Raw genomic sequence first — 15,879 nt, forward strand, 5'->3', positions numbered from 1 at the left:
GGGAGGTCGCGTCGCTACCCTGCACGGGTGCAGCCGATGACCCCTTGCCCGTGCGGCTCCGGTGACCCGTGGGACGCCTGCTGCGGTCCGGTGCTCGACGGCTCTCGTGCGGCCGCGACCGCGGAGGCGCTCATGCGCTCGCGGTACAGCGCGTTCGCGGTCGGCGACCGTGCCTACCTGCTGGCCACCTGGCACCCCTCGACCCGACCGGCCGAGCTCGACCTGGACGACGACGTCGAGTGGCGGCGGCTGACCGTCCTGGGCACCTCGGCGGGCGGGCCGTGGGACGAGACGGGCACGGTCGAGTTCGTCGCCGCCTACCGGACGTCCGACGGGCGGGGACGGCTGCACGAGCGCAGCCGGTTCGTCCGCGAGGGCGGCCGCTGGTCCTACGTCGACGGCGACGTGCAGCCCTGATCCGTCGGCGGCAGGATCGGCGCACGAGCAGTCTGCGGAGCCCGTGCAGGTCGCGTGGCAGAGGGCAGGAACGATGGGCGAGGACTCCGAGCGGAGCCACGGGTCGGCCGTCGAGGCCGTCCTGGTCGACCCGCGGGACGTGAACCGGGAGGGGCGACCGCCGCGGTTCCGCGTGGCGCTGTGGACCGGCACGCCGTACGACGTGGCGGACGGTGGCACGACCTGGTCGAGCCATGAGGAGACGTACGAGCTGCGTGGTGTCGACGTGCTCGGCGCGGTCGCGTGGGCCGAGGACCGTGCGCGCGTGACGCCGGACCTGGTGCTGGTCGAGGTGCTGACGGTGCACGACTGCGACGGGGGAGGGCTCACGTCGCAGCGGTTGTGGGTCGGCCGTCGGGCGGCGGGTTGACGGTGGGTGATTACCGGGTAACCTCATCCATGGTTACTCGGTAAGTCAGTCGATCCAGGGGGCCCGTCAGATGTCGATCCGTCAGGGGATGCTCGCGCTGCTCGCCGAGCAGCCGATGCGCGTCTACCAGCTGCGTCAGCAGTTCGAGCAGCGCACGGGCGGCACGTGGCCGCTCAACATCGGGCAGGTCTACACGACCGTGCAGCGACTGGTCCGGGACGGCCTGGTCGAGCACGCGCCCGCCGAGCCGGACGATGACGGCGAGTGGTTCCGGCTCACCGACACCGGCCGGGCCGAGGCCACCGCGTGGTGGTCGCGACCCGTCGAGCGCGGGGCACCGGCGCGCGACGAGCTCGTCATCAAGCTCGCGCTGGCGGTCACCGCGCCGGGCGTCGACGTCCGCGACGTGATCCAGCGACAGCGCCGCGAGTCGATGCGCGCGCTGCACGACTACACGCGCCTGAAGTCCGCCCCGACCGAACCGGGTGCGGCCGACGAGCTCGCATGGTCGCTCGTCCTCGATCACCTCGTGTTCGCCGCGGAGGCCGAGGTGCGCTGGCTCGACCACGTCGAGGCACGAGCGTCCCGGGCGGCGTCCGAGGGCCGTCCTGCCACGCCGACGAGCGAGGGACCCGACGACGTGCGCGACGAGTCCGCGCGTACCGCGACCGCAGCGGCGTCCGAGCGGCGGACCGTCCGATGAGCCCCGCAGGGCCCGTCCTGCTCACGCTGGCCGACGTCACCCGGGTGCACGGCAGCGACGAGGTCGCGGTGCACGCGCTGCGCGGCGTCGGCCTCGAGGTCCGGCTCGGCGAGCTCGTGGCGGTCATGGGCGCCTCCGGCTCGGGCAAGTCGACGTTGCTCAACATCGCCGGCGGGCTCGACACCCCGACCGCCGGCTCGGTCGTGCTCGACGGCACGGAGCTGACCGGCCTCGACCAGAAGGCCCGTGCGGCGCTGCGCCGGCGGTCGGTCGGCTACGTGTTCCAGGACCTCAACCTCATCCCGGCCCTCACGGCCGTGGAGAACGTGTCCCTGCCGCGTGAGCTGGACGGCGTGCCGCTGCGCACCGCCCGCAGCGAGGCGATCGCCGCGCTCGCGGAGGTGGGCCTGGACCCGCTCGCGGACCGGTTCCCGGAGGAGATGTCCGGCGGTCAGCAGCAGCGCGTGGCCATCGCGCGGGCGCTCGTCGGCCCGCGTCGGCTCGTGCTCGCCGACGAGCCCACCGGTGCGCTCGACTCGACGACGGGCGAGGACATCATGCGGGTGCTGCGGGCCCGGGTGGACGCCGGGGCGGCCGGGCTGCTGGTCACGCACGAGCCCCGGTTCGCCGCGTGGGCCGACCGGACGGTGTTCCTGCGGGACGGCGTCGTCGTGGACTCCACGGGCGGGGTGCACGGCCCGGAGTCGCTGCTCGCCGGCGCGGGCGAACGCTAATGCGGCGGTGGTGGGGCGGTCTGCGGACCGCCGGTCGTCTCGCGCGCCGGGACGCCGCCCGCAGCCGCGGTCGCACGGCGCTCGTCGCGGTCATGGTGGGGCTGCCCGTCCTGGTCGGCGCCGCCGGCGGCACCCTCTACCGCTCGACCGTGCCCACGCCCGAGCAGGACCTGCAGGACCGGCTCGGCTCGGTCGCGCAGGCGCGGGTGGACTCCTACGCCGGCGGTCCCGTCGAGCAGAACGCGGACGGCAGGTCGGGCGGCGGGACTGCGAGCGACGGGGCGCAGGGGGCCCCGTCGCTCGCAGAGTACGAGTCCGATCTCGCCGCCGCGCTGCCCGAGGCGGACCGCCTCGTGCGAACCCTCGAGGGTTACGGCCGGCTGAGCACCGCCGACCGTGCCCCGGATCAGGACGTGCAGGTGCGGCAGGTGCCGGCGGCGGACATCGCGGACGTCATCAGCGTCCCGGTGGGCGAGGGAGCGCTGCCGACCGGTGTGGGGGAGGCGCTGCTCTCCGCGAGGTGGGCCCGGACGCTCGACGTCGGGGTGGGCGACGAGTTCACCGTTGACGCGCCGGGCGAGGACCCGGTCTCGCTGACCGTTGCGGGCGTGCTCGCCCGGTCACGCGGGGCGTCGGACGTGGTCGTCGTCGAGGGGACCCTGTGGGACCCGCCGACCTCGGTGGAGCCGGGCCAGCAGGTCTGGCCCACGTGGTGGGTGCTCGGCGAGGACCCGGTGACGTGGTCGGACGTGCGGGCGGTCAACGCGGTGGGTTCGATGGTGACGAGCCGTGCCGTTCTGCTCGACCCGCCGGCGGTCGACCCGCTGCCGGGGACGACGGCACGGCTCGACGGGCGGACGGTCGCCTTCGGTGCGCTCCTGGCCGTCGTCGCCGTGCTCGAAGCCGTGCTGCTGATCGGTCCCGCGTTCGCGGTCGGTGCCCGGCGCTCCGAACGACATCTCGCTCTGCTCGCAGCCGCCGGTGCGGAGCGGCGGACCCTGAGCCAGGTCGTCCTGCTCGGTGGTGTGATCGTCGGGCTGGTCGCCTCGGCCTTGGCCGTGGTCGCGGGCCTCGCGCTGGCCGCCGTGGTCGTCGGGGTGAGCGGGCTCGTCGCCGACGCGCCGCCGTTCCCCGGGCTGCGTGTCCTGTGGTGGCCGCTGCCGCTCCTCGTGGCGCTGGGCACGGTCGTCTCGGCGGCAGCCGCGTGGCTCCCGGCACGCCGTGCGGCACGGGTGGACGTCGTGGCGGCCCTGGCCGGTCGCCGGGTCGAGGTGCCCCCTCGCCGCGGTGTGCCGGTCATCGGTCTGCTGGTCTTCGTGGCGGGCGCGGTGGCGGCCGTCGTCGGTGCGACCTTCGCGCGGACGGCGCTGCTCGTGGCGGGAGTCCTGGCGCTCGAGCTGGGCCTGGTCCTGGCCTCCGGCGGGCTGGTCACGCTGATCGGCCGGCTCTCGCCGTGGCTCGGGGTCGCCGGGCGGTTCGCGGTGCGGGACGCGGCCCGCCAGCGGGGGCGCACGGCCCCGGCTGTCGCCGCGATCATCGCCGCGATGGCCGGAGCCACCGCCGGGATCGTCTACGTGGCCTCGGACCAGCAGCACCAGGCGGCCCAGTACACCCCGATCGGTCAGGTCGGGACGGTGGCCGTCGGTGCGTCGGGCAGCATCGTCGACGCGGCACAGCTGGACGCCGGGGACGTCGCGTCGGCGAGCGACGTGCTGCGTGGCACGCTGCCGGTCGACCGGACCGCGACCGTCAGCTCGGTGCAGTTCCCGGGCGAGTCCGCGACCGTCAGCTACTGGGTGCAGGCCGTGACGCCGCCGGCGAACGTCTGCCCGCTGTTCTCCCCGCTCGGTGGCGACACCGACCTCCGCTCCGCCCGGTCCGACCCGCGCTGCACGAGGTCGACCGGGGGGAGCCTCGCGTGGGTGTCGCCGGCGACCGGGGCCTCGGTGATCGTCGATGACGGCACCGCGATCGGTCTGCTCGGCGGCAGCGCGGCCGCCCGCGCGGCGGATGCGCTCGCCTCGGGCGCGGTCGTGGTGCCCCAGGCACTCGACCTGCAGCCGGACGGGACCGTGCACCTTGAGGTCGTCCGTACGGAGGGCGGTCAGAGCGAGACGGTCACCGCGATCGACGTTCCGGGCGTGGCGGCCGACCTGGGCAACGTTGCGCAGTTCGCGCTGGTGCTCCCGCCGGCGGTCGCAGAGGAGATCGGAGCCGGGCAGCGCCCGGTCGGGCTGGTCGCCTCGACGACCAGCCTGCCGACCGGGGCAGAGGAGCGGGCCGCGGTCGTCGCGCTCGCGACCGCCGTCCCGGAGCTGGGCGTGCAGGTGGAGCGTGGCTGGAACGGTGGTTCGTCGGCCGGGGTGTGGGTCGTGGTGCTCAGCGCGTTGCTGCTCGGGCTCGCGGCCTCTGGTACGTCCGTCGCGCTCGCCGCGGCCGAGATCGGGCCCGACCTGGCGACGCTCGCCGCCGTCGGTGCCCCGCCGCTCGTGCGTCGTCGGGTGGCGGCTGCGCAGGCGGGCGTGCTCACGATCGTGGGGGTCGGGTTCGGTGTGCTCACGGGCCTGCTGCTCGGTCGCGTCTTCGTCACGGCGGGCGGGAACCAGTGGGACGTCATCGCTCCGCAGCTGGTCATCGTCACGCCCTGGCCCGCGGTGGCCGCGATCCTGATCGGGATGCCCGTCCTGGCGATGCTCGGGGCGTTCGTCCTCACGCGGTCACGGTTGCCACTGGTCCGCCGGCTGGCTGCGTGAGGTCTTGTCGCGGGCCGTCCGGAGGGGGACGGTCCGCGACGCCCGACCGGAGGTGCCGGAGGTGCCGTCAGGCGTCGGTCGGACGGGTGAGCACCAGCACGGCGCGCGCGAGCGTCCCGCTGAGCTCCTCGTCGACGGCGTCCTGGCCGGCGAGCACGGCGCTGCGCAGGGCGTCCTCGTAGACCGCGGTGATCATCTGCAGGGCCTGCTGCGTCTCGAGGACGAACTCGCGCCCGGCCCGGTCCAGGGCCCGGTGCACGATCGGCACGAGCGACGAGCGGAACCGGTCGCGGTAGGCGAGGAACTCGGTCGACACCGACGGGTCGCGCATGGCGAGGAGGGCGAACTCGCCGGTGACCAGGCACCACTGCCGGTTGTCGAACGGTCCGCGCATGAGGGCCAGGACGAGGGCGCCGATGGTCGGTTCGTCGAGGGGCTGCACGGCGGCCTCGAGCTGCGGGCGCAGGGCGTCGACCTGCTCGTCGAGGCTGGACAGGCGCAGCTCGTGCTCACGTTCCATGAGCGCGAAGAAGAGCTCCTCCTTGGTGGAGAAGTTCGAGTAGAACGCGCCGCGGGTGAACCCGGCGCGCTCGCAGACCTGCTCGACGGTGGCCGCATGAACGCCCTGTTCGGCGAAGACCTCGTACGCTGCATCGAGTAGGCGTTCGCGCGTGCGTCGGCGGCGTGCCGACTCGGGGGGCGCGACGGGGGAAGCAGCAGGGGGAGTGGCAGGGGAACCGGCAGGGTCGCCGGTGCCGGCGTCGTCGTGGCCGGTCATGTCCTGCACCTCGATCCTCTGACGGAGGCTCCTCGGTCGTCCTGACCCGCCCCCTGCTCGTCCCGACCCGCGTGCTGTCGCGTCGGCAGCGTCAGTCTAGTTGCCGATGCACGAATGTATCGGATACGTTCCCGTATCGGATACGACGGCGTATCGAACCGGGGGTCGCCGCGCGGCCCCGCCTTCCTCACACCGGGAGCAACCGTGTCCTCCGTGCTCTACCGCCTCGGCCGCGCGGTGTTCCGCGCCAGGCGCAGGGTCGCCGTCCTGTGGGTCGTCGTGCTCGTCCTCATGGGCGCCGGCGCGGCGCTGTTCAACCAGGGCACCGACAACACGTTCTCCATCCCCGGCACCGAGTCCGGCGAGGCGCTCGCCCAGCTCAGTCGCACGTTCCCGCAGGTCAGCGGCACCTCCGCGAGCCTGGTCGTCGTGGCCCCCGACGGGCAGGACGTGCACGACGAGGGCGTGCAGACGCCCGTCGAGACCGCCGTCACCGCCTTCGGGGAGGTCGACGGCGTCTCCGCGGTCACCGACCCCTACAGCGACACGGTCACCGGCGCGATCTCCGACGACGGCCAGGCGCTCGTCGTCACCATCCAGGTCTCCGGGCAGAGCAACACCGTCAGCACCGAGCTCCTCGACGCGGTCTCCGGGATCACCGACACGCTCGAGGGCGAGCTGCCGGACGGCTCCCAGGTCTCGCTCGGGGGTGATCTCTACGGCAACCAGGTGCCGACCGTGAGCATCACCGAAGGCCTCGGTGTCGTCATCGCGCTCGTCGTCCTCATCATCACGTTCGGCTCGTTCCTCGCCGCCGGGATGCCGCTGCTCACGGCGCTGCTGGGCGTCGCGCTGTCCATGTCCGCGATCTACGTCGCCACCGCGTTCGCGACGATCTCCTCGACGACACCGCTGCTCGCGCTCATGCTCGGCCTGGCCGTCGGCATCGACTACGCGCTGTTCATCATCTCCCGGCACCAGGGCCAGCTGCGGGCCGGCATGGACCCCGAGGAGTCGACCGCCCGGTCGCTGGCCACCGCCGGGTCCGCGGTCGTGTTCGCCGGGCTCACCGTGATGATCGCGCTCGTCGGGCTGGCCGTCGCACGCATCCCGTTCCTCACCGTGATGGGCGTCGCAGCCGCGTGCGGGGTCGGGATCGCCGTCGTCATCGCGCTCACCCTGACCCCCGCCCTGCTCGGGTTCGCGGGGGACCGGCTGCGTCCGGGGTACCGCCGCGACCGCAAGGCCGCCCGCCGGACGGAGCGGGCCGCCGCTCACAAGGCCGCGGGATCCGCGCCGGCCGTCGAGGCGTCGGAGACCGCCGGTGCCACGACGGGTGCCGCAGCGGCCGCACCCGTCGACCACCGGCACGACCCCGTCGTCGCACCCGAGGGGCACAACCGGTTCTTCCTCGGCTGGGTGCGCACCGTGACCCGGTGGCCCGTCGTGACGATCCTGCTCGTCGTCCTCGGGCTCGGTGCGCTCACGCTGCCCGCCCGCGACCTGCGGCTCGCGCTGCCCGACGCCGGCTCGCAGCCCGAGGGGTCGGCCGCCCGGGTCACCTACGACCTGCTGGCCGAGTACTTCGGCCCCGGGTACAACGGGCCGCTCATCGTCACCACCACCATCGTCGGCTCGACCGACCCGCTCGGACTGATGGCCGACCTGCAGGCCGAGATCGAGCCGATGGCCGGCGTCGCCGCCGTGCCGCTGGCCACCCCGAACCAGAACGCCGACACCGGCATCGTGCAGGTCATCCCCGAGGGCGGGCCCGACTCCGCCGAGACCAAGCAGCTCGTGCAGGACATCCGCGACCGGCACGACGAGCTGCAGCAGAAGTACGGCGTCGACATCGCCGTGACCGGCACGACGGCCGTCGGCATCGACATCTCGGCCCTGCTCGGCGCGGCCCTGCTGCCGTTCGGCATCTTCGTCGTCGGGCTCTCGTTCGTGCTGCTCACGATGGTGTTCCGGTCGCTGTGGGTGCCGCTGAAGGCGACGGTCGGGTACCTGCTGTCCGTCGGGGCGGCGTTCGGCGTCATCGCGCTCGTCTTCGAGCAGGGCTACGGCGCCGACGCCCTCGGCGTGGACCGGCTCGGACCCGTGATCAGCTTCATGCCGATCGTGCTCATGGGCGTGCTGTTCGGCCTCGCGATGGACTACGAGGTGTTCCTCGTCTCCCGGATGCGCGAGGACTACGTGCACGGCGGCGACGCCCGCCGGGCCGTCACGACCGGGTTCGTGTCCTCGGCCAAGGTCGTGACGGCCGCCGCGATCATCATGTTCTCCGTGTTCGTGGCCTTCGTGCCCGAGGGCGACGTGAACATCAAGCCGATCGCGCTCGGCCTGGCCGTGGGTGTGGCCGTGGACGCGTTCGTCGTGCGCATGACGCTCGTGCCCGCGGTGCTGCACCTGCTCGGCGACCGGGCCTGGCACATGCCGCGCTGGCTCGACCGCGCGCTGCCCTCGTTCGACGTCGAGGGCGAGAGCCTGGCCCGCGAGATCACGCTCGCCGACTGGCCCGAACCCGGGGCCACCGACGCGCTGGCCGCCGACGGGCTGCGGCTCGACGCGCCCGACGGGCACCCGCTGTACGCCGACGTGTCGTTCCGGGTGCCCGAGGGCGACGTCCTCGTCGTCGCCGGGCCGCACCGCAGCGGACGGACCGCGCTGCTGCTCACGCTCGCCGGACGCGCGCACGCCGAGTCCGGGACGCTCAAGGTCGCGGGTTTCGTCGCCCCCGAACGTGCGCCGGCCATCCGGGGGCGGGTGGCCGTCGCGCCCCTTGCCCGGGCGCTCGACCCCGTGGGCGTGCTGCGCGAGGCGTTCGCCACCGCGGCGCCGATCGTCGTGGTCGACGACCTCGACACCGTCGCCGACCCGGCCCTGCGGCACGCCGTGGCGACCGAGCTCGTCGCGGCACGGGCCGCGGCCGCCACGGGCGGGCGCCCCCTCACCCTCGTCGTCAGCTGCCTGGCACCCGACGGCCTCGCGGGTCTGCTGCCCGCCGACGTCCGCACGCACGACGTCGTCCTCGTCGACCGCACCGACCTCGCGAAGGCGCTCTGATCCCCATGCCGCAGCTGTCCACGATCCTCATGCAGCCCGAACGCGCACGGGCCCACGGCCGCGCCGGCCGGGTGTCCCTCCTCGGCCTCGTCCTCGTCCCCCTCGTCGTTGGAGGGCTGCTGACCTGGGCGCTCTGGCAGCCCACCGAGCACCTCGACCGCATGCAGGCGGCCGTGGTGAACCTCGACACCCCGGTGCAGCTCAACGGGCAGACCGTCCCGCTCGGACGGCAGCTGACGTCCGCGCTCGTGACGTCGACGGGCTCCGGCGCGAGCGAGGACACCGACGCGGTGCCCGACGTCGCCGGGTCGACCTCGACCCAGAACTTCACGTGGGTCATCACCGACGCGGACGACGCCTCCGAAGGGCTCGTCGACGGCCGCTACGCCACGGTCGTGACCATCCCGTCCGACTTCTCCGCGGCAGCCACCTCGGCCGCGGGCGGGGACGCGTCGGCCGCCGTGCAGGCCACGATCGACATCGCCACCAGCGAGCGCTCCCGGCTGGTCGACAGCGCCGTCTCGCAGGCCGTGACCAGCACGGCCGTCAGCCTGCTCAACACCCAGCTGACCAACGCGTCCCTGAACAGCGTGTTCCTCAGCTTCACCACGCTGCACGACAGCCTCGGCCAGGCCTCCGACGGCGCCGCCCAGGTCGCCGACGGCGCCGGGCAGCTCGCCGACGGCACCACCGAGCTGGCCGCCGGCACCGTCTCGCTCGCGGACGGCATGGCGCAGCTCGCCTCGGGGGCCGACGACCTCACGCAGGGCGTCGGTGCGCTCACCAACGGTGCCGACGACCTCGCCGACGGGCTCGACCAGATCGCCTCGCAGACCGCGGCCTCCGCGCAGACGGCGAACGCCGCCGTGCCGCAGGCCCAGCAGCTCGGGGCGGGCATGGACGCGCTGAACGCGGGGATCAACGGGAACCCGGGTGTGGCGACCGGCGTCAGCGGGCTCGCCCAGGGGACCGCAGGCGTCCAGCAGACGGCCGCCGCCGTGCTCGACGCGCTGCACGCGGCGACCCAGGCCTGCGTGGCCGGGGTCCCGGACACGTGCCAGGCCGCCGCGGACATCGTCGTCGCCCAGCAGGGCACGGCGCCCGTTGCCGGGCACGACACGCTCACCGCGCTGTCCGCCCAGGTCGCGGCCGGTGCCGCCGCGCTCAACACCTCGGTGAACGTCGGCACGGCGACCACCCCGCCGCTGACCAGCAGCGTCACGCAGCTCACCGCGGGCGTGCACCAGCTCGTCGACGGCGTCTCCGCCTCCGCCACCGGTCTGGGCACCCTCAGCGGCTACCTGCAGCAGTCGGCCGACGGCGCGAGCCAGCTCGCCGACGGCGCCGGTCAGGCCGCCACCGGCGCGGCCCAGCTCGCCTCGGGCATGCACGGCGCGGCGACCGGTGCGACCGACCTGTCGACCGGTGCGGCCCAGCTCGGCTCAGGCGCCGGCGACCTGTCCTCCGGCACCGACGAGCTCGCCTCCGGCCTCGACCAGGCCGTCGACCAGGTCCCGACCTACACCGACGACGAGGCGCAGACGATGGCCGACGTGCTCGGCACCCCGGTCGTCGCCGACGAGGGCGAAGAGGACCAGGCCGCCCTGTTCGGCTCCACGAGCGTGCCGTTCCTCGCGACCGTCGCCCTCTGGCTCGGGGCGCTGGCCACGTTCGTCGTCATCGGCGCGGTCGGCCGCAAGACCCTCGGATCCACGCAGCCGTCAGCGGTCATCACGCTGCAGCAGTTCGCCCCCGGCGCGCTCGTCGGCATCCTGCAGGGGCTGGCGATCACGGCCGTGATGGCCGGTGCGCTCGACCTCAGCCCGGGCGGCTGGGTCGCGTTCGCGTCGGTGGCCGTGCTCGCCGGCGTCGCGTTCGCCGCCGTCAACCAAGGGCTCGTCGCGGTCCTCGGCGGGATCGGTCGGTTCGTGTCCGTGGTGATCGCCGTGATCGGCCTCGCAACGGCCGTCATCTCGACCGTGCCGTCGGTGCTCGTGGACGTGGCCGGCGTGCTGCCGCTCAACGCCGCCCTCGACGGGTTGCAGGGCGTGGTGCTCGGCGACGGCGGGGTCGGCGGCGCGATCGTGCTGCTGCTCGTCTGGACGCTCTTCGGCCTGGCCCTGACGATGTCGGCGGTGGCCCGCCGGCGCGTGGTCCCTGCCGGTCAGCTCGCCCGTTGGACGCGCGCCGCCTGACCCGCCCGCGGCTGGCCGCTGGCGTCTGTGCAGGTCACGGACACATCTCGATCCTCAGTTCGCACACAGGAAGGTCGGCGCGTCGTTACGCTCGCCCCATCCACGGGGGTGTCGACCCCCGTCCGAGCGTGTTCCAGGGGGTCGTCGTGGGCGTGGTTCCGATGTCGTCAGCAGGGGCGCGATGGGCCTCGTGGGTGGTCAGGCTCACCGCAGTCGTCGGGGCGTTCTGCCTCCTGGTGACGGCCGCTGCGGGGTCGCCGGCGCGGGCGGACGAACGACACGCCTCCGCCGCGGACGGAGGGAAGGTCGTCGGCCGTGTCACCGACACCGCCCGGCGTCCGGTCGTCGGCGCTCGGGTCGAGGTGCTCGAGGTGCTCGACCCGGACGGCGAGACGCGGCTGGTGGCGTCCGCGACCACAGGCAAAGACGGCCGCTACACGGCCACCGCCGTGTCGGCCGGCACGTACCGGGTGCACGTGATCCCGCGCGAGGGCACGGGCCTGGCCGCGCAGTACCAGCCGGCGGCGCCCAGCGTGCTGGAGGGGGACGACGTCACCGTCCGGGCGGGGCGGACGACCCGCGGTGTGGACGTTGCGCTCCGGCCGGAGTCGCAGATCAGCGGTGTCGTGCGCGACGCGAACGGCGACGCCGTCCCGGGGATCCAGGTCACGGCCGACCTCTTCGTCGACGGCATCGGCGTGTGGATCTCGACCGGGACGACCACGACGACCGCGAGCGGCGGCTACACCCTGCGCGGTCTGCCTGCGGGCATCTACCGGATCGGCTTCGAGAGCCTGGCGACCCCGTCCCCGTTCGTCGTGCAGTACTACCCCGGCGTCGGCACGACGTGGCAGGCAACGGGGATAGCGGTCGCGGTCGGGAAGAGCGTCACCCACATCGACGCGACGCTGGCGGCGCCGGCGCAGATCTCGGGAGCCGTGACGAACGAGTCGGGTGCGGCCATCCCCGGAACCAGGGTGACCGCCTACGCGATGGACGGCGCCAACTACAGCCTGGTGAGTGAGACCCTCACCGCTGACGACGGCTCCTACGTCCTCGGTGGGCTGGCCCCCGGCGGATACCGGGTCTCGTTCAGCGCACCTGCCAGCTACACGACCTTCTACCCGGGCGTGGACACACTCGCCGACGCCAGCACGCTGACCGTCGAGGGCGGTGGGCGCCTGGCCGGCATCGATGCGAGGTTCGTCCTGGGCGGTTGGGCTGACCCCGACGACCCGGTCACCGGTGGGATTCTGCGTGGCACCGTCAGCAGCGACGGGGGCGCCCCGGTCGTCGGTGTCGACGTCACGGCCTTCCAGCTCGTGGACTCCGAGTGGGGTTCCCTCTGGTACTACGCGGGCTCGGGGGTCACAGGCCTCGACGGCTCCTACGAGGTCGCCGGTGTGGCCGACGGCACCTACCGGCTCGGTTTCGGCGACCCCGCCGGCACGCACCTGACCACCTACTACCCGTCGGCCTCGGACGTCGGCTCCGCGACCTCGGTCCAGGTCGTCGATGCCGCGGTCGTTGACGGCCTCGATGTCCGGATGTCCGCCGCCGGGGTGATCAGCGGCACCGTGACCGTGGCGGGCGCCGGTGAGGTGCCGCCGACGGCCTACGTGAGCGTCTACCGGGCCGACGAGATCGACGGGTCGGTCTCCTGGTCGTACGTCACCGCGACAGGGCTCGGCACGGACGGCGCCTACCGGATCGGCGCGCTCCCGTCCGGCACGTACCGGGTGGGCATCGACGACTACGGGACGGAACCCGTCTACGCCCCTGCTTTCTACCCGGCCTCCGCCGACCTCTTCGGGGCCGCGGACGTGGTCGTGACCGCCGGTTCCGTGAGCAGCGGGATCGACGTGGTGCTCACAGCGCTCGCGGGCGGGCTCGTCCCGAGCGCGTAGCCGGGCGGTCACGGGCGAGCCGTCCGGCCAGCTGGGGCCTCTTGGAAGGACGCCTAGGGTGGGCAGGTCCCGTCCCCAAGGAGGCCCCATGACCGACGTGTCCGCCCCGACCTGGGACAAGGTGCGGGACGCCGTGGCGCGCGCGCTCGCAGGCCTGTCCGACGGCGCCTTCGTGGTGATCGGCGAACCCGAGCCCGTGCGCACGCGGCACGCTGGTCTGCGTGGCCTGCTCGGTGGTCGTGCAGCGCCGACGCCGACCCGGTTCGTCCAGGTGCGACGGGACGGCGACTGGTTCGGCGCGGAGTGCGTCGGGGCGCAGTCGTTCGGCGGCCCGTACCCGGTGGACGCGGCGACGGATGCCCGGCTGCGCGCGCTCGGGTGGTCCGCACCAGGCGATGCCGGCTACGAGTCGATGGGCGGACCGGCGTATCGGCATGAGGAGCCCGTCACTGCGGCAACCGCGGTCGCCGCGTTGCTCGTGGCCTCGCTGGGTTCGCTGGGGCTCGACCCCTCCGGACCGCTCGAGCTGACCGGCGGGCACTGACCCTCGCCTCGCCCCAGTCGCCCGCGACCGGGGTGCGGGCCGTTCCTGCGCCCCGGGCGGATCGCTAGGTTGAGCCGCGGACTCGCCGCGACGCCCGTCGGGGGAGCACGACCAAGGAGGTGCACGTGATCGACTTCGAGAACGCGTCGTTCAAGAAGCTGACCGAGTGGGATGCGGACAAGGCGCGTGAGGACCTGCAGGACCTGCTGGTCCCGGACGAGGTCGTCCAGCTGGCGTTCAAGGGCGTGCGTGACTCGGTGACGTTCACGAGCCGGCGGATCATCGCGATCAACACGCAGGGCATGACGGGCAAGAAGAAGGACATGACCTCGCTGCCCTACGGCAAGGTGCAGGCGTTCTCGATCGAGACGGCCGGCACGTTCGACCTGGAGTCCGAGCTCGAGCTGTGGTTCTCCAGCCTGGGCCGCGTCCGGCTCGAGTTCGGTCGCGGCGTCGACATCCGGGGCGTGAGCCGCGTCCTCGGGGAGCACGTGCTCTGAGGCGCGGTTCCGTCGGGCGCCTCCACGTCCGCCCCTGCCGTCCGGGGGCCTGTGGAGGCGCCGCACGGGCACCCGCCCGAGGTCGGTAGCCTGCGGCGGCCGGGTGCCGGACGGTCCCGTCTCACCGAGCCCGGGGCCGGCCCTGACCTCTGCGGGCCGGACCAGAACAGGACCCTGCTCATGTCGTCGCCCGTCACGTCGGACCCCGTGCCCGTCTATCCGCCGCTGCTCGCCCAGGGCGTGGGCGGGTCGGGCCCGCGAGACGCACCTGACGACGCGCCCGGTCCTGACGACGCCATCGGTCCTGATGACGCGCCCCGTCCTGACGACGCGTCAGCCGAGCCGTCGTCCGAGACGCGTCGGCGACTCGTCCTGGTGCTCGTCGTGCTGGGTGTCGCCGGGGTGGTATTCGCACTGCTCGTCGTCGCGCTGGTCCGAGGGCTCTCCGGCCTCGGCTCGAGCGTGCACGGCGGTTCCGCGACGGACGTCGGCTGGGAGGCGCAGGGGGACCCGATCACCGAACGACCGGGCTGGGACCCGCTCGTCGCGCACGGGCAGGAGCTGAGCGACACCTACCTGGCGATGGTCGACGACGGCACGATCTACGAGCTCGTCCCGCGCACGCAGGAGGGCCTGAACTACGTCCACGACTTCCTGCTGCTGCTCGCCGACGAGAACGGCGCGCTGAAGTTCATGACGACGACCAGCGACGACCCGGCGGAGCTGGACGCGACGATCCAGGAGCGCTGGGACCGCTTCGACGAGCTCGAGCGGATCTTCCTCGCGGGGGAGGACTTCGATGTCGACATCAGCATCACCGACAGTGACGGCACCACCTACACCTCGGACGGGCTGAACCACTGGGACGACGCCCCGTGAGGACCGCCCTACCCGCCTCGCTCAGTCGCAGCTGTCGCAGCGGCCGGTGGCCGGGAGGGCCATCGAGCACGTCGGGCAGATCAGGACCGGGGCCTCGCGGACGGCGGACGGCCGCGCGACGGGGGTCCGGGGTGCGCGCGGGGCGCGGGGTGCGCGCGGTGCTCGCACCGGCGCCGCTCGGACGACGCCCGCGGGCTCGGTGACCTCGAACCCGCGCTTGCGCAGGATCGCGACGGCTGCCTCCGGGCCGCTGTCGAACTCGTCCGAGCTGGCCAGGCGACCGGTGGCGAACCGATGGGCGAGGCCGAGCAGGGCCCTCGCGTCGTAGCTGCGGCCCTCGTGCACGAGCGTGTGCTCGTACGACGGCGCGAAGCCGTACAGCTGGAGGAACTCCTCGCGACCCCGGTCGTCGTGCTCGGCGATCGCCTGGAGGACATGCTGCTTCGACACAGAGGAGAACGTGGCCACGACAAATGAGCGTACGTCGCCGCGGGCCTGCTCCCGTCCACCGGGGTCCTGCCGTCCGGGTCCCGCCACGTGCGGTCCGCGCGGCTCGTGCCTACGGTGGGCCGGACGCGTCCGCACCGACGCGGGCGCCGGTCCTGGGGGGTTGGCATGGCACACGGCGACATCACGCACATCGACATCCCGGTCGGCGACGTGGACCGGGCGAAGGCCTTCTACGGTGAGCTGTTCGGCTGGGACATCCGCGACTTCCCCGGCTACGAGGGCTACCCCATGTGGCAGGCGCCCAACAAGATCAGCGGCGGCGGCCTCGCCCCCCGCAGCGACGACTTCCGCTCTCCGCGTTCCTACGTCGAGGTCGACTCGATCGACGACACGCTCGCGAAGGTCACGGCGCAGGGCGGCCGGGTGGCGATGCCGAAGTCGGAGATCAGCCCGACGAGCTGGTGGGCGGCGTTCGTCGACCCCGACGGCAACGAGGTCGGTCTCTACGAGGGCACGACCGACGCCGGCGGATCGGTCTGAG

General features: G+C 73.6%; 14 protein-coding genes. 12 read left to right on the forward strand and 2 right to left on the reverse strand.

Features of this window, described 5'->3' with window-relative positions:
* The first annotated feature begins 36 nt into the window (after nucleotides 1–36).
* From BKA22_RS09235 to BKA22_RS09255, 5 genes are all read left to right on the forward strand, one after another.
* Nucleotides 37–417, forward strand: coding sequence for a YchJ family protein (locus BKA22_RS09235; protein ID WP_146953390.1), 381 nt, complete (start codon nucleotides 37–39; stop codon nucleotides 415–417).
* Between the two features lie 73 nt (nucleotides 418–490).
* Entirely contained in the window at nucleotides 491–826 is a 336-nt protein-coding gene (locus BKA22_RS09240) for a hypothetical protein (protein WP_146953166.1), read from the forward strand.
* A gap of 70 nt (nucleotides 827–896) precedes the next feature.
* Nucleotides 897–1,529, forward strand: a complete 633-nt coding sequence (locus tag BKA22_RS09245) for a PadR family transcriptional regulator (RefSeq protein ID WP_146953165.1) — start codon at nucleotides 897–899, stop codon at nucleotides 1,527–1,529.
* A complete protein-coding gene (locus BKA22_RS09250; RefSeq protein ID WP_146953164.1) occupies nucleotides 1,526–2,263 on the forward strand; it encodes an ABC transporter ATP-binding protein in 738 nt (245 codons plus the stop codon). The genes BKA22_RS09245 and BKA22_RS09250 overlap by 4 nt, the downstream gene beginning before the upstream one ends.
* Nucleotides 2,263–5,016, forward strand: coding sequence for an FtsX-like permease family protein (locus tag BKA22_RS09255; protein ID WP_179561720.1), 2,754 nt, complete (start codon nucleotides 2,263–2,265; stop codon nucleotides 5,014–5,016). The genes BKA22_RS09250 and BKA22_RS09255 overlap by 1 nt, the downstream gene beginning before the upstream one ends.
* Before the next feature lie 67 nt (nucleotides 5,017–5,083).
* Here BKA22_RS09255 and BKA22_RS09260 read toward each other — a convergent pair whose 3' ends face one another.
* A complete protein-coding gene (locus BKA22_RS09260) occupies nucleotides 5,084–5,794 on the reverse strand; it encodes a TetR/AcrR family transcriptional regulator (protein WP_146953162.1) in 711 nt (236 codons plus the stop codon).
* Nucleotides 5,795–5,998: 204 nt separating this feature from the next.
* Here BKA22_RS09260 and BKA22_RS09265 point away from each other — a divergent pair, with 204 nt between their 5' ends.
* The 6 genes from BKA22_RS09265 to BKA22_RS09290 all read left to right on the forward strand — a co-directional run bounded on the left by BKA22_RS09265 (nucleotide 5,999) and on the right by BKA22_RS09290 (nucleotide 14,888).
* Nucleotides 5,999–8,863: an MMPL family transporter gene (locus tag BKA22_RS09265; protein ID WP_146953161.1), complete on the forward strand. Its 2,865-nt coding sequence runs from the start codon at nucleotides 5,999–6,001 to the stop codon at nucleotides 8,861–8,863.
* A gap of 5 nt (nucleotides 8,864–8,868) precedes the next feature.
* Nucleotides 8,869–11,058 (forward strand): YhgE/Pip domain-containing protein, encoded by a 2,190-nt coding sequence (locus BKA22_RS20150; protein WP_146953160.1) that lies wholly within the window; start codon nucleotides 8,869–8,871, stop codon nucleotides 11,056–11,058.
* Nucleotides 11,059–11,252: 194 nt separating this feature from the next.
* Complete coding sequence (locus tag BKA22_RS09275) at nucleotides 11,253–12,965, forward strand: carboxypeptidase-like regulatory domain-containing protein (protein WP_179561721.1); 1,713 nt, start codon at nucleotides 11,253–11,255, stop codon at nucleotides 12,963–12,965.
* 88 nt (nucleotides 12,966–13,053) lie between these two features.
* A complete protein-coding gene (locus BKA22_RS09280; RefSeq protein ID WP_146953158.1) occupies nucleotides 13,054–13,509 on the forward strand; it encodes a TY-Chap domain-containing protein in 456 nt (151 codons plus the stop codon).
* Nucleotides 13,510–13,634: 125 nt separating this feature from the next.
* Nucleotides 13,635–14,009: a PH domain-containing protein gene (locus BKA22_RS09285; protein WP_146953157.1), complete on the forward strand. Its 375-nt coding sequence runs from the start codon at nucleotides 13,635–13,637 to the stop codon at nucleotides 14,007–14,009.
* A 180-nt stretch (nucleotides 14,010–14,189) separates the two neighbouring features.
* On the forward strand, nucleotides 14,190–14,888 hold the full coding sequence (locus tag BKA22_RS09290) for a hypothetical protein (protein ID WP_146953156.1): 699 nt from the start codon (nucleotides 14,190–14,192) through the stop codon (nucleotides 14,886–14,888).
* A gap of 21 nt (nucleotides 14,889–14,909) precedes the next feature.
* Here the strand turns inward: BKA22_RS09290 and BKA22_RS09295 are convergent, their stop codons facing one another.
* Nucleotides 14,910–15,338, reverse strand: a complete 429-nt coding sequence (locus BKA22_RS09295) for a ScoMcrA-related endonuclease (protein WP_218866607.1) — start codon at nucleotides 15,336–15,338, stop codon at nucleotides 14,910–14,912.
* A gap of 165 nt (nucleotides 15,339–15,503) precedes the next feature.
* Here BKA22_RS09295 and BKA22_RS09300 point away from each other — a divergent pair, with 165 nt between their 5' ends.
* Nucleotides 15,504–15,878, forward strand: a complete 375-nt coding sequence (locus tag BKA22_RS09300) for a VOC family protein (protein WP_146953154.1) — start codon at nucleotides 15,504–15,506, stop codon at nucleotides 15,876–15,878.
* The last annotated feature ends 1 nt before the right edge of the window (nucleotide 15,879 follow it).

It is taken from the genome of Cellulomonas soli, assembly GCF_013409305.1.
Lineage (GTDB): Bacteria > Actinomycetota > Actinomycetes > Actinomycetales > Cellulomonadaceae > Cellulomonas > Cellulomonas soli.